General features: G+C 68.9%; 21 protein-coding genes and 1 riboswitch. Of the genes, 6 read left to right on the forward strand and 15 right to left on the reverse strand.

Annotated features, from left to right (window positions below):
• The first annotated feature begins 43 nt into the window (after positions 1–43).
• A complete protein-coding gene (locus DPV79_RS28010) occupies positions 44–628 on the forward strand; it encodes a BPSL1445 family SYLF domain-containing lipoprotein (protein WP_021157601.1) in 585 nt (194 codons plus the stop codon).
• A gap of 250 nt (positions 629–878) precedes the next feature.
• Complete coding sequence (locus tag DPV79_RS28015) at positions 879–1,931, forward strand: AI-2E family transporter (protein WP_042973615.1); 1,053 nt, start codon at positions 879–881, stop codon at positions 1,929–1,931.
• A gap of 43 nt (positions 1,932–1,974) precedes the next feature.
• On the opposite strand, the gene DPV79_RS28020 is transcribed toward DPV79_RS28015, so the two are convergent.
• The 6 genes from DPV79_RS28020 to DPV79_RS28045 all read right to left on the reverse strand — a co-directional run bounded on the left by DPV79_RS28020 (position 1,975) and on the right by DPV79_RS28045 (position 7,997).
• The gene (locus tag DPV79_RS28020) at positions 1,975–2,505 is read right to left on the reverse strand and encodes a thioesterase (RefSeq protein ID WP_425267365.1); all 531 of its coding nucleotides are present in this window, start codon (positions 2,503–2,505) and stop codon (positions 1,975–1,977) included.
• A 201-nt stretch (positions 2,506–2,706) separates the two neighbouring features.
• The gene (locus DPV79_RS28025; RefSeq protein ID WP_113047022.1) at positions 2,707–3,723 is read right to left on the reverse strand and encodes an NADP-dependent oxidoreductase; all 1,017 of its coding nucleotides are present in this window, start codon (positions 3,721–3,723) and stop codon (positions 2,707–2,709) included.
• A 37-nt stretch (positions 3,724–3,760) separates the two neighbouring features.
• Positions 3,761–4,549, reverse strand: coding sequence for an SDR family oxidoreductase (locus tag DPV79_RS28030; protein WP_113047023.1), 789 nt, complete (start codon positions 4,547–4,549; stop codon positions 3,761–3,763).
• 458 nt (positions 4,550–5,007) lie between these two features.
• The gene (locus DPV79_RS28035; protein WP_021157606.1) at positions 5,008–5,598 is read right to left on the reverse strand and encodes a phosphatase PAP2 family protein; all 591 of its coding nucleotides are present in this window, start codon (positions 5,596–5,598) and stop codon (positions 5,008–5,010) included.
• Between the two features lie 81 nt (positions 5,599–5,679).
• Positions 5,680–6,996: an Nramp family divalent metal transporter gene (locus tag DPV79_RS28040; RefSeq protein WP_027791010.1), complete on the reverse strand. Its 1,317-nt coding sequence runs from the start codon at positions 6,994–6,996 to the stop codon at positions 5,680–5,682.
• Complete coding sequence (locus DPV79_RS28045; RefSeq protein WP_059684485.1) at positions 6,945–7,997, reverse strand: helix-turn-helix domain-containing protein; 1,053 nt, start codon at positions 7,995–7,997, stop codon at positions 6,945–6,947. Before DPV79_RS28045 ends, DPV79_RS28040 begins: the two co-directional genes overlap by 52 nt.
• Positions 7,998–8,495: 498 nt before the next feature.
• On the opposite strand from DPV79_RS28045, the gene DPV79_RS28050 reads away from it, so the two are divergent.
• Positions 8,496–9,419, forward strand: a complete 924-nt coding sequence (locus DPV79_RS28050) for a LysR family transcriptional regulator (RefSeq protein ID WP_059675043.1) — start codon at positions 8,496–8,498, stop codon at positions 9,417–9,419.
• A 247-nt stretch (positions 9,420–9,666) separates the two neighbouring features.
• Positions 9,667–10,068 carry an OsmC family protein gene (locus tag DPV79_RS28055; RefSeq protein ID WP_059591685.1) on the forward strand — a complete coding sequence of 134 codons (402 nt, stop codon included), beginning with the start codon at positions 9,667–9,669 and terminating at the stop codon, positions 10,066–10,068.
• Between the two features lie 105 nt (positions 10,069–10,173).
• Here DPV79_RS28055 and DPV79_RS28060 read toward each other — a convergent pair whose 3' ends face one another.
• Complete coding sequence (locus tag DPV79_RS28060; RefSeq protein WP_021157611.1) at positions 10,174–11,055, reverse strand: Dyp-type peroxidase; 882 nt, start codon at positions 11,053–11,055, stop codon at positions 10,174–10,176.
• Positions 11,056–11,545: 490 nt separating this feature from the next.
• On the opposite strand from DPV79_RS28060, the gene DPV79_RS28070 reads away from it, so the two are divergent.
• Both DPV79_RS28070 and DPV79_RS28075 read left to right on the forward strand, forming a co-directional pair.
• A complete protein-coding gene (locus DPV79_RS28070) occupies positions 11,546–13,408 on the forward strand; it encodes an ABC transporter ATP-binding protein (protein ID WP_059684495.1) in 1,863 nt (620 codons plus the stop codon).
• 208 nt (positions 13,409–13,616) lie between these two features.
• Positions 13,617–14,330, forward strand: coding sequence for a riboflavin synthase (locus tag DPV79_RS28075; protein WP_048022213.1), 714 nt, complete (start codon positions 13,617–13,619; stop codon positions 14,328–14,330).
• A 14-nt stretch (positions 14,331–14,344) separates the two neighbouring features.
• Here the strand turns inward: DPV79_RS28075 and DPV79_RS28080 are convergent, their stop codons facing one another.
• The 8 genes from DPV79_RS28080 to DPV79_RS28120 all read right to left on the reverse strand — a co-directional run bounded on the left by DPV79_RS28080 (position 14,345) and on the right by DPV79_RS28120 (position 24,358).
• The gene (locus DPV79_RS28080; protein WP_113047024.1) at positions 14,345–14,923 is read right to left on the reverse strand and encodes a hypothetical protein; all 579 of its coding nucleotides are present in this window, start codon (positions 14,921–14,923) and stop codon (positions 14,345–14,347) included.
• A 218-nt stretch (positions 14,924–15,141) separates the two neighbouring features.
• Positions 15,142–16,383: a voltage-gated chloride channel family protein gene (locus tag DPV79_RS28090; protein ID WP_113047025.1), complete on the reverse strand. Its 1,242-nt coding sequence runs from the start codon at positions 16,381–16,383 to the stop codon at positions 15,142–15,144.
• Positions 16,384–16,462: 79 nt separating this feature from the next.
• A riboswitch (Fluoride riboswitch) is annotated at positions 16,463–16,566 on the reverse strand.
• A gap of 100 nt (positions 16,567–16,666) precedes the next feature.
• A complete protein-coding gene (gene cheB, locus DPV79_RS28095) occupies positions 16,667–17,686 on the reverse strand; it encodes a chemotaxis response regulator protein-glutamate methylesterase (RefSeq protein WP_113047026.1) in 1,020 nt (339 codons plus the stop codon).
• Positions 17,683–19,992, reverse strand: a complete 2,310-nt coding sequence (locus DPV79_RS28100; RefSeq protein ID WP_059484111.1) for a hybrid sensor histidine kinase/response regulator — start codon at positions 19,990–19,992, stop codon at positions 17,683–17,685. The genes cheB and DPV79_RS28100 overlap by 4 nt, the downstream gene beginning before the upstream one ends.
• Entirely contained in the window at positions 19,989–20,705 is a 717-nt protein-coding gene (locus DPV79_RS28105; RefSeq protein ID WP_113047027.1) for a chemotaxis protein CheW, read from the reverse strand. The genes DPV79_RS28100 and DPV79_RS28105 overlap by 4 nt, the downstream gene beginning before the upstream one ends.
• Before the next feature lie 46 nt (positions 20,706–20,751).
• The gene (locus DPV79_RS28110; RefSeq protein WP_113047028.1) at positions 20,752–22,173 is read right to left on the reverse strand and encodes a CheR family methyltransferase; all 1,422 of its coding nucleotides are present in this window, start codon (positions 22,171–22,173) and stop codon (positions 20,752–20,754) included.
• Positions 22,170–22,685 carry a chemotaxis protein CheW gene (locus DPV79_RS28115; RefSeq protein ID WP_059684507.1) on the reverse strand — a complete coding sequence of 172 codons (516 nt, stop codon included), beginning with the start codon at positions 22,683–22,685 and terminating at the stop codon, positions 22,170–22,172. Before DPV79_RS28115 ends, DPV79_RS28110 begins: the two co-directional genes overlap by 4 nt.
• Entirely contained in the window at positions 22,682–24,358 is a 1,677-nt protein-coding gene (locus DPV79_RS28120) for a methyl-accepting chemotaxis protein (protein ID WP_027790996.1), read from the reverse strand. Before DPV79_RS28120 ends, DPV79_RS28115 begins: the two co-directional genes overlap by 4 nt.
• Positions 24,359–24,441 lie beyond the last annotated feature (83 nt).

The following is a 24,441-nucleotide window of genomic DNA, read 5'->3' on the forward strand; positions in this document are numbered from 1 at the left end:
CCCGCCCCGTCCGTCATCAATCAGACAAAGAAGGAGAAACGCCATGCAGAAGACCTTTGCCATGAAAGCCGCCGCCGCCGTCCTGCTCGGCAGCCTCGCGCTCGCCGGCTGCACGACCACCCCGGACAAGCCGGAAGGCGCCGCGGCCAGCGCGTCGAAGCGCCAGTCGATCGACGCCAGCGTCAACGCGACGCTCTCGCGTCTCTATTCGACGGTGCCGGGCTCGCGTGAACTCGTCGCGAAATCGCGCGGCGTGCTCGTGTTCCCGAGCGTGCTGCAGGCCGGCTTCATCGTCGGCGGCCAGTCCGGCAACGGCGCGCTGCGCGTCGGCGGCAGCACGGTCGGCTACTACAACACGTCGTCGCTGTCGGTCGGCCTGCAGGCCGGCGCGCAGTCGAAGGCGGTCGTGTTCCTGTTCATGACGCAGGATGCGCTCGACTCGTTCCGCAAGTCCGAAGGCTGGTCGGCCGGCGCCGACGCGTCGGTCGCGGTCGTGAAGGTCGGCGCGAACGGCGCGGTCGACTCCAACACGGCCACCGCACCGGTCGAGGTGCTGATCCTGACCAACGCCGGCCTGATGGGCGACCTGTCGGTGAACGGCACGAAGGTCACGAAGCTCAACATCTGACGATGCGGCACGCGGCGTTGCGCCGCGTTTGCTTCCCGGCAGCGCCGCGGCCCCGGCCGCGGCGTTTTCGCATGTGCCGCGCGCAGCCGCTATGATGGCGGCACCTTTGCGGGCATACTCCGGTTCGGGCCGCCCGGCGGATGGCCGCCCGCAGCGCGTTGCGCCGTGAACCCGTGACGATCGCGAACCGATCTCGCACGGGGCAACGAGATTCAATCAAACCACGCATCAATCTGCGCGAATGTCATCCATGGATAGCGGACACGACCACCAAAAATTCTTCTATTTCCTGCTGGCCGCGGTCACCGTCGGACTCTGCTGGATTCTCACGCCGTTTTCCGGCGCCGTGTTCTGGGGCACCATACTTGCGATCCTCTTCCAGCCCGTGCAGCGGTGGCTCGCCGCACGCTTCGGCAAGCGGCGCAACCTGGCCGCGCTCGTGACGCTGTCGCTGATCGTGCTGATCGTGATCCTGCCGCTCGTGTTCGTCGCCGCGACGCTCGTGCAGGAAATCGCGTACGTGTACCAGGAAATCAAGACCGCGCAGCCGAACTATTCGCAGTACTTCCAGGACATCATCCACGCGCTGCCTACGTCGATCCAGCACCTGCTGCAGAAATACGGCCTGAGCAACCTCCCGGGCATCCAGAAGAAGCTGACCGATGGCGCCGCGCAGATCAGCCAGCTCGCGGCAACCCAGGCGCTCAGCATCGGCCAGAACACCTTCCAGTTCGTCGTGAGCTTCGGCGTGATGCTGTACATGGTGTTCTTCCTGCTGCGCGACGGCGGCGAGATCGGCCGCCGCGTGCGCCGCGCGCTGCCGCTCGACGACGAGCACAAGAACCTGCTGCTGGCCAAGTTCACGACGGTCGTGCGCGCGACGGTGAAGGGCAACATCGCGGTCGCGCTCGTGCAGGGCGCGCTCGGCGGCCTAATCTTCTGGATCCTCGGGATCGAAGGCGTCGTGCTGTGGGGCGCGCTGATGGCGTTCCTGTCGCTGCTGCCCGCGATCGGCGCGAGCCTCGTATGGGTGCCGGCCGCGCTCTACTTCCTGATGATCGGCGCGGTGTGGAAATGCGCGATCCTCGTCGCGTTCTGCGTGGGCGTGATCGGCCTCGTCGACAACCTGCTGCGCCCGATCCTCGTCGGCAAGGACACGAAGATGCCCGACTGGGTCGTGCTGATCTCGACGCTCGGCGGGATGGCGCTGTTCGGCATCACCGGCTTCGTGATCGGGCCGCTCGTCGCCGCGCTGTTCATGGCGAGCTGGGACATCTACGCACGCGCCGAACAGAACGAATGACGCAACGCGTGGCCACGTGCCACGCCCCTGCCGACGCGCGCCGTCACGGATGACGAATGCGGATCACGACGGGCGCCACGGCGCCCGTCGCGTCATCCGCCGCGAGCGTCATCACGCCGCCATGCGGACCCACACGATACGAGTGGCCCGATACCAGCGGCACGCTTCGATCGTCGTGCGCATCGCGCCACGTTGCGCGCACACCCGACGGGGCATCCGGTACGAACGGCGCGCCGTCGGGCCCGACCAGCGCCACATGAGCCCCCGGCAAGCGCCGGCCATGTGCATCGAACCGAAGCGTGGCCACCGCCCCGCCGCCCGCCACCTCGCGTCCCGGGGCCACCACGCCCGACCGCGCGTCGAGCGTCACGTCGTAGAGATCGACGAGCGCACCGGCAAACCGCACGATACCGCCCGGCGCGGCATGCCCGGCCGCCATTGCATTCGACATCGCCAATGCAACACCAAGCCCGATCGCGATCCTCGGCACAGGACTGGCGCGCCGCACCGTTCGATTGCGCGTCGCCGCCGATGCCGCCCGCTTCGCGTCGTTCGCGTCGTTTCGCATGTTCATGCTCCTCTTCCGTGTAACCAGAAAAAAAGGCGGCGTGACGCGTCGGTCACGCCGCCATCTGCTGGCAATCACTTTAGGGAGACACGCCCCGACAATACATGAGACAAGTCCGAAACTTAGGCGCGATTGATCGAACGCCTCGCGGTCGACACCCTCTCGCGGCAGCGTGCGAACGACATCGCACGCCGAGCCGCGGGCCGCTCACGCGTCCGGATCGACGCGCAGCACGAGCTTGCCGCGATGATCGCCGTCGAACAGGCGATTCAGCACGTCGGGCGCGTTTTCGAGACCGTCTGCGACCGTCTCCTCGGCCTTGAGCCGGCCGTCGCGCAGCCAGCCCGAGAGCGTCTGCACGGCCTCGCGGCTCTTGCGATAGTCGAGGATCAGGAAGCCGCGCATCGTCAGCCGCTTCGAGATCAGCACGCCGACGTCGTCCGCCGCACGGCCGCTGTTGTAGTTCGAGATCACGCCGCACAGCGCGACGCGCCCGCCGATCACCATCCGCGACAGTACCGCGCGCATCACCTCGCCGCCGACGTTCTCGAAATTCACGTGCACGCCGTCCGGCGTCGCGGCCTTCAGCTGCTGACGGAAATCGTCGGCCTTGTAGTCGACGGCCGCATCGAAGCCGAGCGTCTCGGTCAGGTAGCGGCACTTGTCCGCGCCGCCCGCGATACCGACCACGCGCGCGCCGTGGATCTTGCCGATCTGGCCGGCGATCGAGCCGACCGAACCGGCTGCCGCCGACACCACGAGCGTCTCGCCCGGCTGCACCGGCGCGATGTCGGTCAGCCCGTAATACGCGGTCAGTCCGCTCATCCCGCACGCGCCGAGCAGCGTCGGCAGCGGCAGGCCCGACTGCGCGGGCAGCTTCACGAGCTGCGAGGCCTGGTCGGCCGGCACGACTGCGTAGTCCTGCCAGCCGACGAGCCCCTGCACGAGATCGCCTTCCGCGAAACCCGCGTTGCGCGACGCCACCACGCGCCCGATGCCGAGCGCGCGCATCACCTCGCCGATCGCCACCGGCGGCAGGTATTGCGGCACGTCGCTCATCCACACGCGGTTGGTCGGGTCCATCGACAGGTACAGCACGCGCACGAGCACCTCGCCGTCCGCGAGCGCCGGCACGGGCGCTTCGACGAGCGAGAAATGTTCGCGGCCGACCCGCCCTTCCGGGCGCGTCTTCAGCAGCAGTTGGCGGTTCACGGGTGTCGACATGCTGTTCTCCTCCAATCGTTGTGGTTCGGGATGCGCGTCAGACCGCGCACATGCCGCCGTCGATCACGAGTTCGGCGGCCGTCACGAAGCGGCTCTCGTCGGACGCGAGATAAACGGCCGCGTGCGCGACGTCGTCCGGCTCGCCGAGCCGGCGCAGTGGAATGCCGCGCGCGAGCTTGCGCGTCGCGTCGCGTTCGCCGAGCGACTGGAACAGCGGCTCGACGATCCCCGTGCGGATGAACGCCGGGTGAATCGAATTGCAGCGCACGTCGATCTCACGGCGCGCGCAGTCGATCGCGACCGACTTCGTGAGCGACGCGACGGCCGCCTTCGACGCGTTGTACGCGGTGAAATCCGGCTCGACCTTGAACGCGGCCACCGACGAGATGTTGATGATCGATGCGGGATGGCTTTCCGCCAGATACGACAGCGCATGCTTGCAGCCGAGCACGATGCTCTCGACGTTGATCGCCATCACGCGCCGCCATTCGTTCAGCTCGATTTGCGCGGGCGAGCCGATCGAGCCGACGCCCGCGTTGTTGACGAGCACCGACAGCCCACCCATCGCGTCGACCGCCTGCGCGAGCAGCGCCTGCCAGCGCGCTTCGTCGCGCACGTCCTGCGTCGCGGCGAACGCGACCGGCGTCGCATGGCCTGCGTTGAGTTCCTGCGCGAACGCGTCGAGCACCGCCGCGTCGGCGATGTCGGTCACGAACACGCGCGCGCCCTGCTCGACCATCCGGCGCGCGATCGCGCGGCCGAGGCCGCCCGCGGCGCCCGTGATGTATGCGCACTTGCCGGCAAGGCGCGAAGAAACGACTGTCATGTGACCTGCTCCTATCGTGAATCGTCGTCGCGGAACGCTGCCGCGACGGATGTTCCGTGCCGGTTCCCGCCAGCGCGGGCCGGTTGACCCTTCGCGGCCATCACGAGGCGCCGCACGGTTTCCGCGAGTATATCGAGATGAGCGTGACGCGCGCCGGACACGCCGGGCAGCCTGCCCCGGTTGAACGACAGCCAGCGTACGCGAATGCCGCCGATCGATGAAATGAATCTTCGTTATGCCCGGTCATAGGCCCGGCTCATGACCTTCGCGTATCGGCACGCACGCGCAAGCCGGCGCGGCCGGTCACGCAGACCGGCCGGTTCGTCGAATCGTGTCATGGCGAGGGTCGCGTTCCGCGCAGGCGAGGAAGCAATCGGGAAGACGGGCGGCGTGGAATCGTGCAACCGCCGGGCGAATGCGGCAGGAAAGCGGCGCCGGGGCGCTGCGGCCGGCGACCGTCAGAAGCCGTCGCCCGACGGCGCGCGCACGAACGCGCAAAGTTGCGGCGAATGCGTGTCGATCATCTGCTGGAACGGCGCGCGGTGCCCGTACGCGATGCCGGACACGAGCAGCAGGCACACAGCCGCGACGCGCGGCGAGAATGCGCGCTGCCGCACACCGTCGTAGCCGCGCAGGAACACCAGCGCGACCAGCGCGCCGAGCATCCAGCCGACGATCACTTCAGGAACGGTATGCGAATGATCGAACACGCGCGCGACGGCCGTGACCGCGCCGATGGCCAGCCCGGCCGCGATGCCGGGCACCTTGCCCGGCCGGAACGCCTGCCACAGCATCGACAGCGCGACGGTCCACACCGACGTCGACAGCATCGTATGGCCGCTGATCACGCGGAAATCGAATTGCGGAAGCTCGATGCCGCACCCGGCATACAGGATCTTCGTGGCGCCGACGACGCCCATGCCGGCGGCGAGCAGCACGCCCCAGCGGGCGGCGAGGCGCCAGTCGGTCAGCGCGAGCCAGGCCGCGCAGGTCAGCGCGATCGGCAAGGTCAGCGCGGCATCGCCGATGTTGCTGATTTCACTCCACATAACGGACTTCGGACGACGATCGAAAGGCCGCAGTTTACCGCATGCGCGCCGCGCGACTGTGTCAGCCTGTGACAGGCTGTATCAGCCCGCGACACCGGTAATCAGCAGCAGGTTCGTGCCGGTGATGACGACGAACAGCGCCCATGCGGCGGCCTGCATCCCGCGCCCGATCGTGTGCTCGCCCATCGTGTTGCGATCGCTGACCGAGCGGATCAGCGGCCACATCGCGAACGGCAGCTGCAGGCTCAGCAGCACCTGGCTCCACACGAGCAGTTTCCCGACCGAGCCGTCGCCGAGCCACAGCACGCCGATCAGCGCGGGCACGAGCGCGAGCCCGCGCGTGATCAGCCGGCGCTGGTAGCACGGAATCTTCGTATGCAGGAAGCCGTCCATGATCACCTGGCCGGCGATCGTGCCGGTGAGCGTCGAACTCTGCCCCGACGCGAGCAGCGCGATGCCGAACAGCAACGCGGCCGCGCCGCCCGCGATCGGCGTAATCAGGTTGTAGGCCTGCTCGATGTCGGTCACGTTGTGCTGGCCCGTCGCATGGAACGCCGCGCCCGCGACGATCAGGATCGCCGCGTTGACGAGCATCGCGACGAACAGCGACACGCAGGTATCGATGCGCACCAGCGCGAGCGTGTCGCGGATCACCCCGCGCGCGCCGCCGACCACGCGCCGCGTCTGCACGACCGACGAATGCAGGTACAGGTTGTGCGGCATGATCGTCGCGCCGACGATGCCGAGCGCGAGCACGATCGCGTCCTTGCGGTCGTGGCCCGGATCGCCCGGCACCAGCCCGCCGGCCACCGCGTGCCAGTCGGGCGGCGTGATCGCGACCTGCGCGACGAAGCAGAACGCCATCGTCGCGATCAGCGCGAGCACGATCGCCTCGATCTGCCGGAACCCCTTGCCCTGCAGGCCGAGCACGATCACCGTGTCGAGCGCGGTCAGCACGATCCCCCACGCGAGCGGCACGCCGAGCAGCAGCTTGAACGCGAGCGCGCAGCCGAGGACTTCCGCGATGTCGCACGCGATGATCGACACCTCGGCGGTCACCCACTGAACGATGCGGCCGAACCGCCCGTAGCGGTCGTAGCTGGCCTGCGCGAGATCCCTGCCCGCCACGAGGCCGAGCCGCGCCGCGAGCATCTGCAGGAAGATCGCCGCGAGGCTCGAGAACGCGACGACCCATAGCAGCGAATAACCGAACTGCGAGCCGGCCTGGATGTCGGTCGCCCAGTTGCCGGGGTCCATGTAGCCGATCGCGACCAGCAGGCCGGGGCCGAAGAAGCGCTTGAGCTTCTGCCAGCGCGGCGCGCCGGCATCGATCGTGATGCTGCCCTTTACTTCCGACGGGCAGAAAGGGGCGGTGGCGGTGGTGGGGAGGAAGGACATGGAAACCGGGGATCGAAATCGCGACAGGACGATTCTACGGGTATCCGTCCGGTTTTTTCCCGCGCGGTGGCACACGTGGTGCATTGCCCCCCGGCGCCGTCGCAGGCCTCCCCGTGCGCATCGGGCGTCGGCGCGCCGCGGGTGAGGATCCGTTCTCGCTCGGAAACGCGAAATTCGGTCGGCGACATCAGCATGCGCTGGCGGAACAGCTTCGCGAGCCGCTCGCCGCTGCCGAACCCGGTGCGGCGCGCGACCTTGTCGGCCGGCAGCGTCGTGTGGACCAGCATGTGGCAGGCGCGCTCGAGCCGCACGTGCTGGACGAATTCGGTCGGCGTCACGCCGATCTCCTTCTTGAAGCGCCGCAGGAAATTGCGCTCGCTCATCGCAGCGGCCTGCGCGGCGTTCGCGATCGAGATGCGGCTCACGCTCTGCGCGCGCAGCCGCTGCGCCGACATCCGGATCGACGGGCTCGCGCTCAGCTCGCGAAAGGCCCACATCGACTGCGCATAGCGTTGCTCGACCGGCCGCAGCATGTTGCTGGCGATCTCCTGCGCGGCGCCGTCGCCGAGATCGACGCGGAACATGTCGAGCACCGCGGCGAACACGTCGGCTTCGCCGGCCTGCAACTCGACCGTCGTGGCGACCCGGCGGCCGGCCCGGCCCGGCCGCCCTTCGATCGCCGCCGACGGTCGCTGCATGGCCGCGAGCGTCGGCAGGTCCATCGCGTCGACGATCCAGCGCGCATGGCGGCGGATGTCGGTGAGGCGACGCTGCAATGCGTCGTCCCAATTGACGGCCGCACGGTCGCCGTGAAGATGAAAGAACGCGAGCGCGCGGCGACCGTGCTCGTCGCCGAGCGGATCGGCCGCGATGCTCACGCCGGACGACGACTGCAACAGCCCCCCGCTTTCGGATACGTACTTCAACTGGTAGTCAGCACTGTATGCGTGCAGGCGATTCGCCAGGTTGAAAGCCTCGCCAATACGCGCGGCCTGGGCCAACGAAAACCCCGTACTCAAATAGATAACGACCCATCTCTGATCTGCTGCATTCACTGGCCAAGCCCCCGACTTGTTTCGACTTCTTCTAATACCGTCGAACTGTCAGGCTTATATTTGGTTTGAATGCGTGCGACAGGACGGCTATCCCGAAATATGAAGCGACGGCATCTTAGCCGAACGGGTCGCGGCTTTGGCGCGAAATGGCCGAGGTGGACAGCATGATGGCGGATTACTACAGGCTGCCAGGGGTTGCTGGTGGGCCAGTGCGGAATTGCACGGGCCGATATCGCCAATTGTTGCGATCATGTGCATCGAAATCCGCGCATTTTCATAACGACGAATTGCGGCGGGTATCCGGATAAATGCACCGCCGAATATCGGCGCAAACGATATTCCCATGTATTCAATGCCGCCGATCGCCACGCAGGAAAGCCCGCGTATCCGTTGCCTGCGCATCCTTTAGAATCGCTCCACCATTCACCACGCCACCCGCGCCCCGTGCCCGCCGACCATCGTCTCGACCTGAACCTGTTTCGCGTGCTCGACGCCGTCTACGTGCATGGCGGCATCGGCGCGGCCGCCCGCGCGCTGCATCTCACGCAGCCGGCCGTCACGCACGCGCTCAACCGGCTGCGCGCGCATTTCGACGATCCGCTGTTCGTGCGCCAGGGCAACCGTGTGGTCGCAACCGAACGCACGCGCTCGATCATCACGGACGTGCAACTGCACCTGAAGGGCCTGCAAGGCACCGCGCGCGCACCGTCGGCATTCGATCCCGCGACGCTCGACCTGAGCATCGCGGTGGGCATTCGCGACGTGCTCGAATCGATCGCGCTGCCGCGGATCGTCGCGGCGTTCGCCGACGAAGCGCCGGGCCTGCGGCTCGTGAGCCGGCGCATCGCGGTAGCCGGGATCGAACGCGAACTCGCATCGGGCAATCTCGATCTCGCCGTCGATCGCCGCGTGCCGACCGGCCCGCGCATCGCCACCGAACACCTGCTCGACGATTCGCTCGTCGTCGCACTGCGCCGCGATCACCCGCTTGCGCGCGAGCCGTTGCGGCGCGGCGACTATTTCGCGGCGCGGCATGTCGCGGTGTCGTCGCTCGGCGAGCCGCAATCGCTCGACGTGCTGCTCGGCAACGACGGCCGCTTTCGCGATATCCGGCTCACCTGTCAGCACTATTTCGCCGCGTGCCAGATCGCCGCGACCGGCAACCTGCTGGTCACGTTGCCGCACACCTATGCGTTGCGGATGGCCGCGATGCTGCCGATCGTCGTGCGGCCGCTGCCGTTGCGGCTCAAGCCGTTCCCGCTCCTCGCGTACTGGCACGAATCGCGCGACGCCGATCGCGCGCACCAGTGGGTACGCGAGCGCATCGCCGCGCTCGTGCGCAGCAGTGCCGGCGGCGCGGACGCGTAGCCGCATCGCGCGCGCCGTAGCCGTAGCCGTAGCCGTAGCCGTAGCCGTAGCCGTAGCCGTAGCCGTAGCCATCGCCATCGCCATCGCCATCGCCATCGCCATCGCCATCGCCATCGCCATCGCCATCGCCATCGCCATCGCCATCGGGGCGGTATGCTGACGGCTGCGCGCCGCCGCGCGGCGCCCACTTTCCGCTTCCCGGCTCCCTTATTCCCTTTTTCCTTTTCCCGCTGACCGGAGACTTGCCATGTCGCTCATCCACGCCGCCGCCGTCCTCGACGCCGATGCGCCCGATTACGTCGTCCAGCTTCAGGCCGGCACCCACGCGCTGACCGGCGACGAAGCCCCACGCGAGGGCGGCCAGGATCGCGGGCCGGCGCCCTATGAATTCGTGCTGGCCGGCCTCGCGCAATGCACGGCCGCGACGCTGCGCATGTACATGCAGCGCAAGGCGTGGCCGGCCGCGCGTATCGACGTGCGCACCGAGCTGCATGCCGATCGCGAAGGCACGCAGTACGTGCGCCGTGTCGTGACGCTCGACGGCCCGCTCGACGATGCGCAACGCCAGCGCCTCGCCGAAATTTGCGAGAAGACGCCGGTCACGCAGTTCATCAAGCGCGGCACGCGGATCGACACGACGTTGAACTGACACGCAACGCACACGACACACGAGCGCCGCGCAAACCGCCGCGCAAAAGGAAACGGGGGGCCGCGCACGATGCGCGGCCCCCCGTTCGTCGATTCCGCCAGGCGCTTACAGTCCGAGCGCGGACAGGTCGAGCTTGCCGTCCTTCATCGGCGGGCACCAGAAATACGCGCCCGTCAGCGGCCGCGTGAAGCGGAACAGGCCGTCGACGATCCCGTCTTCCGCGCCGCTCATCCGGCGCATCTGCACGTCGAACGCGCGGAACGAGCAGCCGAACGCCACGAAGTAGAGGCCCGCGCGGCGCGCGTCCGACCACGGCGACGAACGGCGCAGCATGAACGCTTCGGGCTCGAAGCTTTCCTGCGCGGTGCGCTTCACGTGCGCGAACTCGGGTGCGTCGTCGAGTTCTTCGTTGTCCGAGCGGCGGCGCCCGATGATGTTGTCCATGTCGCCCGACGGAATGCGCTCCATCTGCTCGAAGTCGTGCAGCCATTGCTGGACCGCGACGAAGCTCGCACCGTCGAGCCCCGCGCCCTGCCCGGTCACGATTGCCGCGGCCACGGCTTCGTCGCCTTCGGGGTTCTCGGTGCCGTCCTCGTAGCCGGACAGGTCGCGATCGTTCGAATAGCGGAAACCGTCGACCGCATCCTGCAACGCGAACGCCGGCGCCAGCGCGCGTTCGATCGCCCGCGCGCGCAGCACGATCTCGCCGCGATCGTCGCCGCGCAGCCAGACCCACACGTCGGCCGGGGTCGCCGGCAGCGTGCGGTCCTTCACCGCGAACGCCGGGAATCCGGTCAGGCCCGGCACCGGGTGCCCGAGGTGCGCCGCCAGCGCATGCCCGAACCCGACGACCGTGTCGCGTCCGTCGACGATCTCGCGCAGCGCGGCCAGCGCCGCCGCCACATTGCCGTCGTTCGACATCGTGAAAGTGAGGTATCGGGCCGCCGTATCGATCGGGGTCAGGATGCCTTGCTGAACGTCGCTCATCGTTTCCTCAGGAATGTATCGTGGTGAATCTGCGAGGGTCTCGGCGCGGTGCGCCGCAAACGTCGAAGTGTAATCGATGCGTGTGCCGGCCCCTGCGCGGCCGCACTGTGGAAGGCCCGCAAAAGAAGGGCCGAAGCCCTGAATACTAACCGTATCGACGCTGCAACGCCGCAATCGTCAGACGTTGCAGGGCGCCCGGCGCTGCTGATAGAATCATTTCCACGTCTTTTCGGCGTCCTTTCAACCGTTCACTTCAGGGGAGGTGCAGATGTTCCGAATGCCAGCAACCTTCCCGAACGTGGTCCCACGGCGCAGCTGATCCAGCCCGCCGTCCGCGCCGGCTCCCGAGTTTTCCGCTAACCCGTCAGCCGCGCCGTTTCCCGACAGCCCGTTTCGTTTCGCCGCACGGTTTCCGCGCGGCCCGGCTGTTGCGTTTTCGATGTTCGCCCAACCGGAAAGCCCCGTCGCGCGATGCGCCGGGCAACGATAAATGACCAGAAAAACCACCCATCTGGGCGGCCAGGCATTCCAGGCCGTCTTCGGCTTCACCTTCCGTTACTGGCGCAAGCAGCCGGCCCGCACCGCCACGGTCGCGAGCCTCGCGCTGCTCGCCGCGCTCGCCGACGTGCTCACGCCGCTGTTCGCCGGCCGCCTCGTCGACGCGCTGTCGACCGGCCTGACCGACCGCGCCGCCGCGTGGCATGCGGCCCTCGTCGCATTCGGCACGCTCGCCGCGCTCGGCCTCGGCGCGACGGTGCTGCGACAAGGCGTCTACCTGAACATCATCACGCTCACGCTGAAGATGATGAGCGAGATCGCGGCCGCATCGTTCCATCGCGTGCAGCGCTTCTCGACCGACTGGCACGCGAACAGCTTCGCGGGCTCGACCGTGCGCAAGATCACGCGCGGCATCTGGGCGCTCGACCTGCTGAACGACACCGTGCTGATCGCGCTGTTGCCGTCGGTCACGATGCTCGTCGGCGCAACCGTGCTGCTCGGCACGCACTGGCCCGTGATGGGGCTCGTCGTCGGCGCGGGTTCGCTGCTGTACATCACGGTGACGGTTGCGGTGTCGCTCGGCATCGTCGCGCCGGCCGCCCGGCTCGGCAACCTGTGGGATACGCGCATGGGCGGCGCGCTCGCCGATGCCGTGAGCTGCAACGCGGTCGTGAAGGCGTTCGGCGCGGAAACGCGCGAGGAAGCGCGGCTCGCCCGCGTGATCGGCAAGTGGCGGCAACGCACGCGCCGCACATGGGTGCGCGGCACGCTCAACGGCGGGTTGCAGGGCGCGATGCTCGTCGCGATGCAGGCGGCGATGATCGGCGTCGCGCTGCGGCTGTGGGCAAACGACGAGGCGAGCGTCGGCGACATCGCGTTCGCGCTGACGATGTTCTTCATGCTGCAGGGCTACCTGCGCGACGTCGGCATGCACATCCGCAACCTGCAGCGCTCGGTGAACGACATGGAAGAACTCGTCGCGCTCGAACGCCAGCCGCTCGGCATCGACGATCGTCCCGGCGCGCCGGCCATCCGGATCGGGCAAGGCGAGATCCGCTTCGAGCACGTGACGTTCCGCTACGGCAATCATCCGGTGCCGCTGTACGACGATTTCTCGATGCGCATCGCGCCGGGCGAGCGGGTGGGCCTCGTCGGCCACTCGGGGTCGGGCAAGACGACGTTCATCAAGCTGATCCAGCGCCTGTACGACGTGTCGGGCGGCCGCATCACGATCGACGGCCAGGACATCGCGCAGGTCCGGCAGGATTCGCTGCGCAGCCAGATCGCGATCGTCCAGCAGGAGCCCGTGCTGTTCCACCGCACGCTCGCCGAGAACATCGCGTATGCGCGCCCCGACGCGAGCCGGGCCGACATCGAGCGCGCCGCGCGGCTCGCCAGCGCGCACGACTTCATCGCCGCGCTGCCGGACGGCTATGACACGCTGGTCGGCGAACGCGGGATCAAGCTGTCGGGCGGCGAACGCCAGCGGGTCGCGATCGCGCGCGCGTTCCTCGCCGATGCGCCGATCCTGATCCTCGACGAAGCCACGTCGAGCCTCGACAGCGAAAGCGAGCTGCTGATCCAGCAGGCGATGGAGCGGCTGATGGTCGGTCGCACGACGCTGGTGGTCGCACACCGGCTGTCGACCGTGCGCGCGCTCGACCGGCTGCTGGTGCTCGACCGCGGCAAGGTGATCGAGGAAGGCAGCCACGACGCGCTGATCCGGATCGACGGCGGCATCTATCGCCGGCTGTTCGAGCGGCAGGCGCTGGAACTCGCGAAGGGGCTCGCCGATTCGCCGCGGCGCACGGCGGACAATCATGCCGGGCCGCTCGGCGAGCCGGCCGAGGCGTGACGCCAGAAGGGCGCGACGCGCGCCGGTGGTGCGGTCATCACCGCCGGCGCGCGTCGACAAATGGATCCGGATCGAGGCCGTGCCAGATGCACGGCCTTTTTTTCGGCCGCGAATTCCGCCCGCCCCGCCGGAAGCCGCGCGCCGCAAGGCCGCCTCTTCCGGTATCCCTTATCATGTGGGCCAGCAAGTTTGCGACAAGGGATCGACCATGTTTACAGGAATTGTCCAGGGCGTTGCCACCATCAAGACCATCGCCGACCACGGGGAACTGAGAACCTTCAGCATCGAATTCCCGGAACGGTTTACCGACGACATCGAGATCGGCGCCAGCGTCTCGGTCGACGGCGTCTGCCTGACGGTGACGACCATCCATTCGCCGGAACTGATCGACTTCGACGTGATGCTGCCGAGCCTGAAAATCACCACGCTGGCCGACCTCACGACAGGCGCGCGGATCAACGTGGAGCGGGCCGCGAAGGACGGCGCGGAGATCGGCGGGCATCCGCTGTCCGGCCATGTCGACTTCACCGGGACCATCCGGCACATCGCATCGTCCGAGCATAACCGGATGGTGCGCATCGGCGTGCCGGACGCATTCAAGCGGTACGTGTTCGCGAAGGGCTATATCGCGATCAACGGCTGCAGCCTGACGGTGTCCGACGTCAACCGCGACGAAGGCTGGTTCGATGTCTGGCTGATTCCCGAAACGCGACGCGCGACGACCTTCGATGCGAAAGGCGTCAACGACACGGTCAACATCGAGATCGAGCGCAGCACGCAGGTGGTCGTGGACACGATCCGGGAATCGGTCAAGGAAACGCTCGGCGAACTGAACGGTGTCGTCACGGCGTTGCTGGCCGAAAAAGGCATCGATATCGAGGAACTGCTGGCGCGCCATGTCGCGCGCCTGCCGAAGCCGTAACGGATGCCGGCGCGCTAGGTGATCCGCTGGATCACCGAGTACCAGCCGCCGTCGCAAAACACCTCGACCCACGGCTCCGCTTCCTCGAACGTCCAGAGGACGAGATCGAGATCGACCGGTTCGTCGTCGTCGGGCCAGTGCATGTTCCACCCGCCCGCGACGGCGACCACCCCGCCCGTGTAGAGCGGGCATTGCGCCATCCACTCACGCTCGTAGTCGTGTGCCGCGATGCCCTTGAAGTTGCCGTTGAATCCCCAGTCGCGTTGCCAGCCGTGCGCGTCGAGATAGGCGTCGATCGCGGCTGAGCCGAAGCGGAACACCGCTTCGACCGGCGGGAGCGAGGTGGCGTCGGACCGGCACAGCGGGCGTTCCGACCGCACGGGTTGCGCGGCGGGGTCCACGCGGCCCGATGTCCCGCCTTCGTCGAGATACACGTTCAGCCAGGTGCCGTCCCGCTCGACGGAAACGCACGGCGCACCTGCTTCAACGCCATGCCAGTAGCCGGTGACGGGTTCACCGCCACTCGCGAAGCGGTATTGACGGCATGGCCTGGCGAGGCGCCGCGCTTCGATCAGAAAGTCTTCCAGCGTCATTGAATGTCGTGCTCCCGGTTTCCGGCACCGCGGGTGCCGCATGGATGCGTCGGGCCGCCGCCCGCGACCGGACACGGATCGTGTTCACTCGACGGCATCGACGCCACGATGAAGCGTTCGATGTCGCCCGCCACGCGGTCGGGCGTGCCGTCGCTCGAGAACCGCCTGCAGTTCAGGCGCATGAAGGCGGGAAACCGCATCGCATTGCCTCGCCCGTGTCATTCGGCTTCGGCCTGCGCGCCCTTGCCCACCGCCACGCGCTGCGCGCGATAAATCCCCGCGTGCCCCGAGAACAGATACGCAACGACACACGCGACGATCGCATACACGCCGATGTCCGCGCCGAACAGTTCGATCGCCATGATCGTCGACGCGATCGGCGTGTTGGCCGCGCCCGCGAACACCGCGACGAAGCCGAGCCCCGCGAGCACGGGCACCGGCAGCGCCAGCACCTGGCCGAGCGCGTTGCCGAGCGTCGCGCCGATATAGAACAGCGGCGTCACTTCCCCGCCCTTGAACCCCGACGCGAGCGTGACGACGGTGAACGCGAACTTGCCCGCGAAGTCGTAGAGCGGCAACGGGCCGCGAAACGCGGCCTCGATCGTCGGGATGCCGAGGCCGAGATACTGCGGCACGTTCAACGCGGTCGCAGCCGCGGCGACCAGCAGGCCGCCGAGCAGCGGCTGCAGCGGCGCATAACGGATGACGCGGCGGAACCACGCGGTCAGCGCATGCGTCGCGAACGCGAACAGCCGCCCGACCACGCCGAACGCCACGCCCGCGACGACCGTCACGGCCAGCCCCGTCGCCGACACGGCCGGCACGAACGGAATCGCATAGGCCGTGTGATGCACGCCCCACGCGCGACAGACGACGTCCGCGACGATCGCGGATGCGACACAGGTCAGCAGCGCGTCATACCGCACGCGCCCGATCGCCAGCACCTCGAGCCCGAACACGGCGCCCGCGAGCGGCGTGCCGAACACCGATGCGAAACCGGCGGCGATGCCGCCCATCAGCAGCACACGGCGATGTTCGCGATCGAGACGGAACACGTGCGTGACGCGATCGGCGAGCGCGCCGCCCATCTGCACGGCCGTGCCCTCGCGGCCGGCCGAGCCGCCGAACAGGTGCGTGACGACGGTCGCGACGAGCACGAGCGGCGCCATCCGTTTCGGCACGAGCACCTTCGGGTCGTGGATCTCGTCGATCAGCAGGTTGTTGCCGCGCGCGACGGACTGGCCGAAGCGATGGTAGATCCAGCCGGTCGCGAAACCGGCCGCCGGCAGCCCCCACAGCAGCCACGGATGCGCGACGCGCGTGCCGGTCGCCCAGTCGAGCGCGATCAGGAACAAGGCGGAAGCCGTGCCGGCCAGTGCGCCAAGCAGGGCCGAGAGCGCGAGCCAGCGGCACACGTAGCGCACGGTCGCGAGAAGATCGGCAGAAGTCGTGAAGAACATGATTTCCAGATTCGACGGAACATCAAAACCTGGGCGGCAGAATACCGCATGGACGGCCTGCGACCTCCTGACGACCCAGGAACACGCAGGCATCATCAGCCGGGCTTACCGGCGGTTGAGGGCCGCACCGTGCGCAACGCGCCGCGTACGACCGCAGGGAGGCATGCCATCTCCGCAGGCCGCCATTGTACGCGAGTACGCGAGTACGCGACGCCCCGCGCCGCCCGCAATGCGGCCGCCGGCGCAGCGGAACGGGACGGCGTCGCCGGCCCGTTGAACGCCGTCAGTCGCGCAGCGGACGCGTGATGCGCGAGATCAGCTGGGGCGCGATCCGTTCGAGCGGCAGGATCGCCGACGCCGCCCCGATCGCGGCGGCCGCCTTCGGCATTCCGTACACGGCACTCGTCGCTTCGTCCTGCGCGATCGTGTGGCAGCCCTTCGCGCGCATCGCCTTCAGGCCGAGCGCGCCGTCGCGCCCCATGCCCGTCAGCAGCACGCCGAACGCTTCGCCCTGCCAGCCGTCGGCGACGCTGTTGAAGAACACGTCGATCGACGGCCGGTATGGTGTCTCGACCGGATGCCGCGTATAGCCGAGCACGCCGCGCGGCGACAGGTAAAGGTGATCGTTGGTCGCCGCGAGCAGCACCTCGCCGGCCTGCGGCACGCTGCCCTGCCGCGCGACGCGCACCGGCAGCCGCGTATAGCCGTCGAGCCACTCGGCCATCCCGAGCGCGAACGCCTGGTCGACATGCTGGATGATCACGATCGCCGCCGGAAAGTCGGCCGGCAGCGCGCGCAGCAGCGCGGTCAGCGCGGTCGGCCCGCCCGCCGATGCGCCGATCGCGACGAGCGTCGGCTGGCCGCGCTCGGGCGCGGGCCCCGGCGGCACGAGCGCCGCGGAACGGCTTTCGAGCAGCCGGCCGATCTGGTCGATCTTCGCGAGCAGCGCCTGCGGCGACCCGTCGGCCGACAGCCCGAGCGCGAGCGTCGGCGTGTCGACCGCGTCGAGCGCACCCGCGCCCATCGCCTCGTAGACCGACGACGTGTTCGCGCTGACGCTCGCCGTCACGATCAGGATCGCGCAGGGCGCGCGCGCCATGATCCGGCGCGTCGCCGCGACACCGTCGACCTTCGGCATCACGAGATCCATCAGCACGAGATCGGGCGGATGCGCGACGCAGAAATCCACCGCCTCGTCGCCGTCGGTCGCGACCCACAGCACGCGATGGTCGGTGCGCAGCGCGATCACGCGGCGCAGCGCCTCCACGGCCAGCGGCAAGTCGTTGACGATGCCGATGTTCATCCTCGCGCGTCCCCGATCAGGTCGTGCACGGCGTCGAGCAGCGCCTCGTCGTGGAAGCTGCTCTTCGCGAGGTAGTAGTCGGCGCCCGCATCGAGCCCGCGACGGCGATCCTCGTCGCGATCCTTGTACGACACGATCATCACCGGCACGCGCTTGAGCATCGGATCGCCCTTGATCAGCGTGACGAGTTCGATGCCGTCCATGCGCGGCATGTCGACGTCGGTGACGACGAGATCGAACGCATCGCTGCGCACCGCGTTCCAGCCCTCCATCCCGTCGACCGCGACCGTCACGTCGTAGCCGCGCTTTTCCAGCAGCTTGCGTTCGAGCTCGCGCACCGTCAGCGAATCGTCGACGACGAGCACGCGGCGGCGCCGGTCGGCCAGCGCCAGTTGCGGGTCGCGCGTGAGCCGCGCGAGCTGCCCGCCGCGCACGAGCTTGTCGACCGAGCGGATCAGGTCCTCGACGTCGACGATCAGCACCGGGTCGCCGTTCTCGAGCAGCGCGCCGGCCGCGATGTTCTGGATCTTGTGCAGGCGGCTGTCGAGCGGCTGCACGACGAGCATGCGCTCGCCGAGGAAGCGGTCGACCGCGACGCCGTACAGCTCGGGTTCCCCGCCGACGACCACGACCGCCGTGCTCGTGCGCGCGACGTCGGGCTCACCCGCGTCGAGCAGCTGATGCGCGGCGACGAGGCCCGCGCGCCGGCCGTCGAACGGGAAATGCGGCTGCCCTTCGAGCACGTCGATATCGTCGTGCGAGAGTTCGAGCGTGCGGCGCACGTGCGCGAGCGGGAACGCATACGGCTCGCCGCCGACCTCGACGAGCAGGCTGCGGATCACCGACAGCGTCAGCGGCAGCTGCAGCACGAAACGCATGCCCGCGCCCGGCTCGTTGAAGATCCGCACCGCGCCGCGCACGCCGCGCACCATCTCCTGCACCGCGTCGAGACCGACGCCGCGGCCCGACACGTCGGTCACCGCATCGCGCATCGAGAAACCCGGCAGCAGCAGGAATTCGAGCAGTTCGGGATCGGACAGCCGCGCGGCCGTCTCGTCGTCGGTCAGGCGCTGGCGCACGACGGCCGCGCGCAGCGCGTCCATGTCGACGCCCGGGCCGTCGTCGATCACGCTGACCAGCAGCGAGCCGGCACTGTGGCGCGCCTCCAGCGTCACGCTCGCCTCGGCCGGCTTGCCGCGCGCGCGCCGCGCCTCCGGCGAATCGACGCCGTGGTCGATCGCGTTGCGCAGCAGGTGGCCGAGCGGCGCGTCGAGCAGGTCGAGGATGTCGCGATCGACCTGCGTGCCCTCGCCGACGATCGAGAAACGCACCTGCTTGCCGAGCGAGCGCGCGAGATCGCGGACGATGCGCGGATACGCACGCGTCGCGTCGCCGAACGGCCGCATCCGGCATTGCAGCGCCTCGTCGTACAGCTGCTCGGCGATATGCGTGCTGCGCCGCTCGAAGCGGTCGAATTCGTCCATGCGCTCGGCGAGCGAGCGCTGCAGGTCGTTCAGCATGTGCCGGACTTCGTTCATCGACGCGAGCATGCCCGCGTCGAGATCGTCGGCGAACTGTTCATACATCAAATCGAGCGAGCGGGCCGCGTCGCGCTGCGCGCGCTTCACGCGCAGCATCGATTCGGCGAACGGCTTGAGCCAGCGCGATTCGACCAGCGATTCGCCGGACAGGCTCAGCAGCCGGTTCAGCGTATCCGCGCGCACGCGGCGCATCGCGCCGGCGCCGGCCACGCGGCCGGCCTGGGCCGGATCGGGCACCGCGCCCGAGACCGCAAGCGGCGGCACCGCGGCACTCGCCCCGACGGGCTCGTTCGCGGCACCGTCGTGCTCGCGATACGGCACGACCGTCGGCGGCGCCTGCGGCGGGACGGCGCCCGACACCTGCATCGTCTGCGCGCCGTCGGCGCCCGTGAGCGCCGCCGCGAACACGTCGATCTCCGTCTGCGTCACGGGCTGCGCCTGCGGATCGCCGACGCGCACCAGCAAATCGACGCCCGCCAGCAGCACGTCGACGTGCGTGGCCGTCAGCGCGATCGTGCCGGCCTGCGCGGCGACGAAGCACTCCTCCATCCGCCCCGCTATGTCGACGCCGAGCGGCACGCCGACGATGCGCGCGGCCCCCTTCAGCGAATGCGCGGCGCGCATGCATGCCTCGAGCGCGACGGAATCGGGCTCGCCCGACTCGAGCGCGAGCAGCCGCTCGGACAGCGCCTGGGTCTGCGTGCGCGTCTCCTCGCGATACAGCTCGAGCAGCGACAGGTGGCTCAGGTCGTCATCGCCGCTCATCGCATGCTCCGTGTGACTGCGTCGAACAGGCGGTCGTCGTCGAGCAGGCCCACCGACTTCCCGCGCCACGACAGCACGCCGCGCGACAGGCCGGCGCTCGCGCGCCCGACCGTGGCCGGCACGGGCACCCAGTCGGATGCGCCGAAACGCAACACACCCTCGACTTCGTCGACCGGAAACACGACCGGCTCGCCCTGGTGCGCGGCGACCAGCAGCCGCGTGAAGCGGCCGTCGTCACTGCCCTTACCGCCCTTGCCGCCCTTGCCGACATCGAGTCCGAGCAGCGCGCCGATCGAGATCGCGATGCGCAGCGTGCCGCGGATGTTGACCACGCCGCGCACGGCCGAATTGCGGCGATGCGGCAGCGAATGGATCGGCCGCGTGCCGGCGATCTCGCGCAGCACGCCGATCGGCAGCGCGAGCCATTCGTCGGCCACGCGGAACGCCAGCGCCGCATGGCGCGTATCGGCGTCGGCGTCGCGCACGTGCGGCGCGCCGGGCGCGCTCATCCGGCGCGTGGCGTCGGCCATCTCCGCCCCGCCGAGCGGGCGCTCGAGCAGCTTCGCCGCGTGATACGCATACACCGGGCAGTTCAGGCAGCGCAGGCACTCGTTCAGCCGCTCGCACGTGCGGTCGCCGCGCGTGCCGATCCGGTTCCAGCAATCGTCGACGTCGATCGTCGTCTCGTCAATGGCAGCGGCGGCGCGGTTCATGAATTCCTCTGGTCATCGCGGTGTCGGTCCCCAACCCGTAGTCTTGTCAGCCGGCCGAGCGCCGTGCACGCTCGAGCAGCCATTGCGCGCCCGCACGATCGCCGCCGACGTCGAGCAGCGTTGCGAGATGGGTCAGCGCTTCGTGATGCGTGGGCCGCAGGTACAGCGCCTTCCTGTAGAAGTCGCCGGCTTCCGATGCGCGCCCGCGCGCATCCGCGATCAGCCCGTTCAGGTAGAACGCATCGGCATGCGGCCCGACGCGCGCCGAGAACTGCGCGAGCACGCGCTCGGCCTCGTCGAACGCGCCGGCATTCGCCAGCGCCTGTGCGTCTTCCAGCGTCGGCGCGGGGCCTTCGGCCACCGGTGCGCCCGTTGCAACGGGCGCAACCGGTTCGGCCGCCACTGCCGGCAGATCGGGCCGTGCGTCGAACGCAGCCGCGGGCATGGCCGGCGGCGCCGCCGCGAACGGCTCGCGTGCGTCGCCGAGCCAGGCCGGCGGCGCGACCGCCAGCACCGGGCGTGTCGCCGCGGGCGGCGCGACCGTGAAGCGCTCCGCGCGCCGGTACGGCGCCGCCGCCACGGACAGCGGCGCCGCCGGCCGGGCCGCGTAGGCATCGGGCGCCGCACCGGCGGGCTCGCGATGAAACGCGAATGCCAGCGGCACGCGCGCCGAGCGCATCCCGTGCCGCATCGCGACCCCCGTCTCGGCCGGCCCGACGAACAGCACGCCGTCGTCGGCAAGACGCTCGCCGAGCGAGCGGATCACGCGATCCTGCGCGTCGCGATCGAAGTAGATCAGCACGTTGCGGCAGAACACGAAATCGTAGCGAAGGCCCGTGTCCACCGCCGGTTCGACGAGGTTCGCCTGACTGAACTGCACACAGGCGCGCACGCGCTCGTCGAGCAGCCAGCCCTCGCGGGTCGGCGTGAAGTGCCGCGCGCGAAACTCCGTCGCGGTGCCGCGGAACGCGTTGCGCCCGTAACAGCCGAGCCGCGCCTGCTCGATCGCGCGCGTGCTGAGGTCGATCGCGTCGATCGTGAAACTGGCCGGGTCGAGCCCCGCGTCGAGCAGCGCCATCGCCGCCGAAAACGGTTCCTCGCCCGTCGAGCACGGCGCGCTCAGCACACGGATCACGCGGCCGGGCAGCGCCGCGAGCCGGTCGGCCGCGAGCCGCGCGAGCGTCGCGAAGGCTTCGCGGTCGCGGAAGAACCAGGTCTCGGGCACGACGAACAGCTCGATCAGCGCACGCCGTTCGTCGGCCGATGCGTTGAGCTGCTGCCAGTAGGCGTCGAGCGCGTCCTGCGTCACGGGCGGCCGCGCCGCCGACGACAGGCGCTCGCCGTCCGCCTGCAGCGCGTGCACGCGCTCCGTCAGCGCGCGGGTCAGGAAATCGTTGCCGAGCGAATCGGGGTCGATGCCGGTCTCGCGCAGCAGCCAGCCGCGAAATCGCGATTCGGACTCTTTCATGCGGACTCCCCCCTGTGGCCCGGCAGGCCGTCGTCGAACAGATACAGGCGTGCAACGTCGTCGATCAGGTCGGCAACCGATACCTGCTGCACGACGCCGTCGGGCGTATTCGCGACGGGCCCGAGCCAGCGCGTGCGCGCGGTCGAGATGCCGCTCGCGCGAAACGCCGCGCGATCGATCCGCATCGTCTGCGTCGCACGCTCGACGATCAGCCCGATCGTGCGCTCGCCGCCCGCCTCGTGCGCCCGGTAGCGGACCATCACGAGCCGCGTCGAGCGCAGCGCATGCGCGCGGCGCCCGAGCGCCAGCATCGGCACGTCGATCACCGGCACCGGCTGGCCGCCGCGCATCAGCAGCCCGGCAATCCATTCGGGTGCGCCGGGCACGGCCTTCGTGACCGCGAGCGGCAGCACCTCGTCGATGCCGGCCGCGTCGAGCGCATAGCGTTCGCCGTCGAGCTCGAACATCAGGAACAGCGCATGTGCGCCGTTCTGCGTGTCGGCGCGCGTCACGCGTCGACCTTGAAGCGCGACACGCTGGTGCGCAACTGGTTCGCGACGAGCGTCAGGTCGTCGATCGCCTGCGACGACTGGCGCAGCGACTCGGCCGTCTGCTGCGCGGCCTCCGACAGCTGCGACAGCGCCTGCGTGATCTGCTCCGCGCCGTTCGCCTGCGTCTGCATCCCTTCGTTGACCATCTGGAAGCGCGGCGAGAGCGTCTGCACCTCGGCGATGATCTGCGACAGCTGCCCGCCGACCTGCTGCACGTCGAGCATCCCCCGGCGCACTTCCTCGGAGAACTTGTCCATCCCCATCACGCCCGCCGATACCGCCGACTGGATTTCCTTCACCGTCTGCTCGATATCGTAGGTCGCGACCGCCGTCTGGTCGGCGAGGCGGCGGATCTCGGTCGCGACGACCGCGAAGCCGCGGCCGTATTCGCCGGCCTTCTCGGCCTCGATCGCGGCGTTCAGCGACAGCAGGTTGGTCTGGTCGGCCACCTTGGTGATGGTCGCGACCACCTGGTTGATGTTCAGCGCCTTCTCGTTGAGGATCGCGAGCTTCGCGTTCACCGAGCCGGCCGCGTCCATCACGCTGCGCATCGTCTCGCCCATCCGCGTGAGCCCGCTCTGGCTCACGCCCGCGAGTGTGGCCGACTGCTCCGCCACGCCGGCCACTTCGTTCATCGTGCGCACCAGGTCGCGCGACGTCGCGAAGATTTCGCGCGAGGTCGCGCCGATCTCGGTCGTCGTCGCCGCGGTTTCGTTCGCGGTCGCCTGCTGCTCGCGCGACGTCGCCGCGATCTCGGCGACCGACGTCGTCACCTGCAGCGACGACTGCTGCGCACGCGCGACGAGTTCGGTCAGTTCGTCGGCCATCCGGTTGAAGCCCGTCTCGAGCGTGCCGAATTCGTCACGGCGGCGCAGGTCGAGGCGGCGCGTCAGGTTGCCGGTACGCATCACGTCGTGCACCTCGACGAGCCGCGCCATCGGGACGGTGACCGAACGGTACAGCATGTAGCCGAACCCGAGCGCGGACAGCAGCATGATCGCCAGTGCGGTCGCGAGCACCACCTCGGTGTCCTGCACGGATTCACGGATCAGCTTCGCCGACTGATCGGCGAACTTGCGGTTTTCCTGCACGAGGATATTCGCATTGCGCACGACCTCGGCCCATGCGGGCTGCACCTTCACATACCCGGCGACCGCGTCGTCGTGCGATTGACGGTGCCGCTGCACCGCTTCGTTCAGCAGCGGCAGGTAGTGGTCGTAGGTGCCCCGGAAGGTCGCGAAGCGCTGCCGGTCGTCGTCGCGAAATATCGAGTTCTGGTACTCGACCGACAACGAATCGATATCCTTCGCCGCCTCGGCGATCTTCGCGAGATCGCGCTGGACGCTTTCGGGATCGGTCTCGACGAACGTCGCCTGCTGCAGCAGCATGAACGATTCATTCACTGCGCCGCGCAGCGACGACGCGAGGTAGACGCCGGGCAGCGAATCGCGCTCGATGCTGACGGCTTCGCTGTTGATCGCACGCAATCGCTCGTAGGACACGCCGGCTGTCACCAGCATCAGCACGAACAGCACGCCGAAGCTGAGCAGGATGCGATTGCCGAGCGTCAGCCGGGCAGCGCCGATCGTCGGATGCAGGCTTTCATTGGTCGCGCGGGGCGTCACGGTGGCCATGTTCGTTATGGGCTTTCTAATATCAGCGTTGAAAAAATCCGCGCCCGCCTGCGCGCCGGACGGCGCGCCACGAGCGCATCAGG

This window comes from Burkholderia reimsis (assembly GCF_003294055.1).
Taxonomy (GTDB): Bacteria; Pseudomonadota; Gammaproteobacteria; order Burkholderiales; family Burkholderiaceae; genus Burkholderia; species Burkholderia cepacia.

Excerpts from the sequence above, each read along its gene's own strand:
- cheB (WP_113047026.1), bottom strand. The coding sequence starts at position 17,686 with ATGAACATCGGCATCGTCAACGACTTGCCGCTGGCCGTGGAGGCGCTG.
- DPV79_RS28020 (WP_425267365.1), bottom strand. The coding sequence starts at position 2,505 with ATGAACATGCGAAACGACGCGAACGACGCGAAGCGGGCGGCATCGGCG.
- DPV79_RS28010 (WP_021157601.1), top strand. The coding sequence starts at position 44 with ATGCAGAAGACCTTTGCCATGAAAGCCGCCGCCGCCGTCCTGCTCGGC.
- DPV79_RS28105 (WP_113047027.1), bottom strand. The coding sequence starts at position 20,705 with ATGAACCGCGCCGCCGCTGCCATTGACGAGACGACGATCGACGTCGAC.
- DPV79_RS28015 (WP_042973615.1), top strand. The coding sequence starts at position 879 with ATGGATAGCGGACACGACCACCAAAAATTCTTCTATTTCCTGCTGGCC.
- DPV79_RS28055 (WP_059591685.1), top strand. The coding sequence starts at position 9,667 with ATGTCGCTCATCCACGCCGCCGCCGTCCTCGACGCCGATGCGCCCGAT.
- DPV79_RS28075 (WP_048022213.1), top strand. The coding sequence starts at position 13,617 with ATGTTTACAGGAATTGTCCAGGGCGTTGCCACCATCAAGACCATCGCC.
- DPV79_RS28060 (WP_021157611.1), bottom strand. The coding sequence starts at position 11,055 with ATGAGCGACGTTCAGCAAGGCATCCTGACCCCGATCGATACGGCGGCC.
- DPV79_RS28040 (WP_027791010.1), bottom strand. The coding sequence starts at position 6,996 with ATGTCCTTCCTCCCCACCACCGCCACCGCCCCTTTCTGCCCGTCGGAA.
- DPV79_RS28030 (WP_113047023.1), bottom strand. The coding sequence starts at position 4,549 with ATGACAGTCGTTTCTTCGCGCCTTGCCGGCAAGTGCGCATACATCACG.
- DPV79_RS28035 (WP_021157606.1), bottom strand. The coding sequence starts at position 5,598 with ATGTGGAGTGAAATCAGCAACATCGGCGATGCCGCGCTGACCTTGCCG.
- DPV79_RS28025 (WP_113047022.1), bottom strand. The coding sequence starts at position 3,723 with ATGTCGACACCCGTGAACCGCCAACTGCTGCTGAAGACGCGCCCGGAA.
- DPV79_RS28070 (WP_059684495.1), top strand. The coding sequence starts at position 11,546 with ATGACCAGAAAAACCACCCATCTGGGCGGCCAGGCATTCCAGGCCGTC.
- DPV79_RS28120 (WP_027790996.1), bottom strand. The coding sequence starts at position 24,358 with ATGGCCACCGTGACGCCCCGCGCGACCAATGAAAGCCTGCATCCGACG.
- DPV79_RS28090 (WP_113047025.1), bottom strand. The coding sequence starts at position 16,383 with ATGTTCTTCACGACTTCTGCCGATCTTCTCGCGACCGTGCGCTACGTG.
- DPV79_RS28080 (WP_113047024.1), bottom strand. The coding sequence starts at position 14,923 with ATGACGCTGGAAGACTTTCTGATCGAAGCGCGGCGCCTCGCCAGGCCA.
- DPV79_RS28110 (WP_113047028.1), bottom strand. The coding sequence starts at position 22,173 with ATGAAAGAGTCCGAATCGCGATTTCGCGGCTGGCTGCTGCGCGAGACC.
- DPV79_RS28100 (WP_059484111.1), bottom strand. The coding sequence starts at position 19,992 with ATGAGCGGCGATGACGACCTGAGCCACCTGTCGCTGCTCGAGCTGTAT.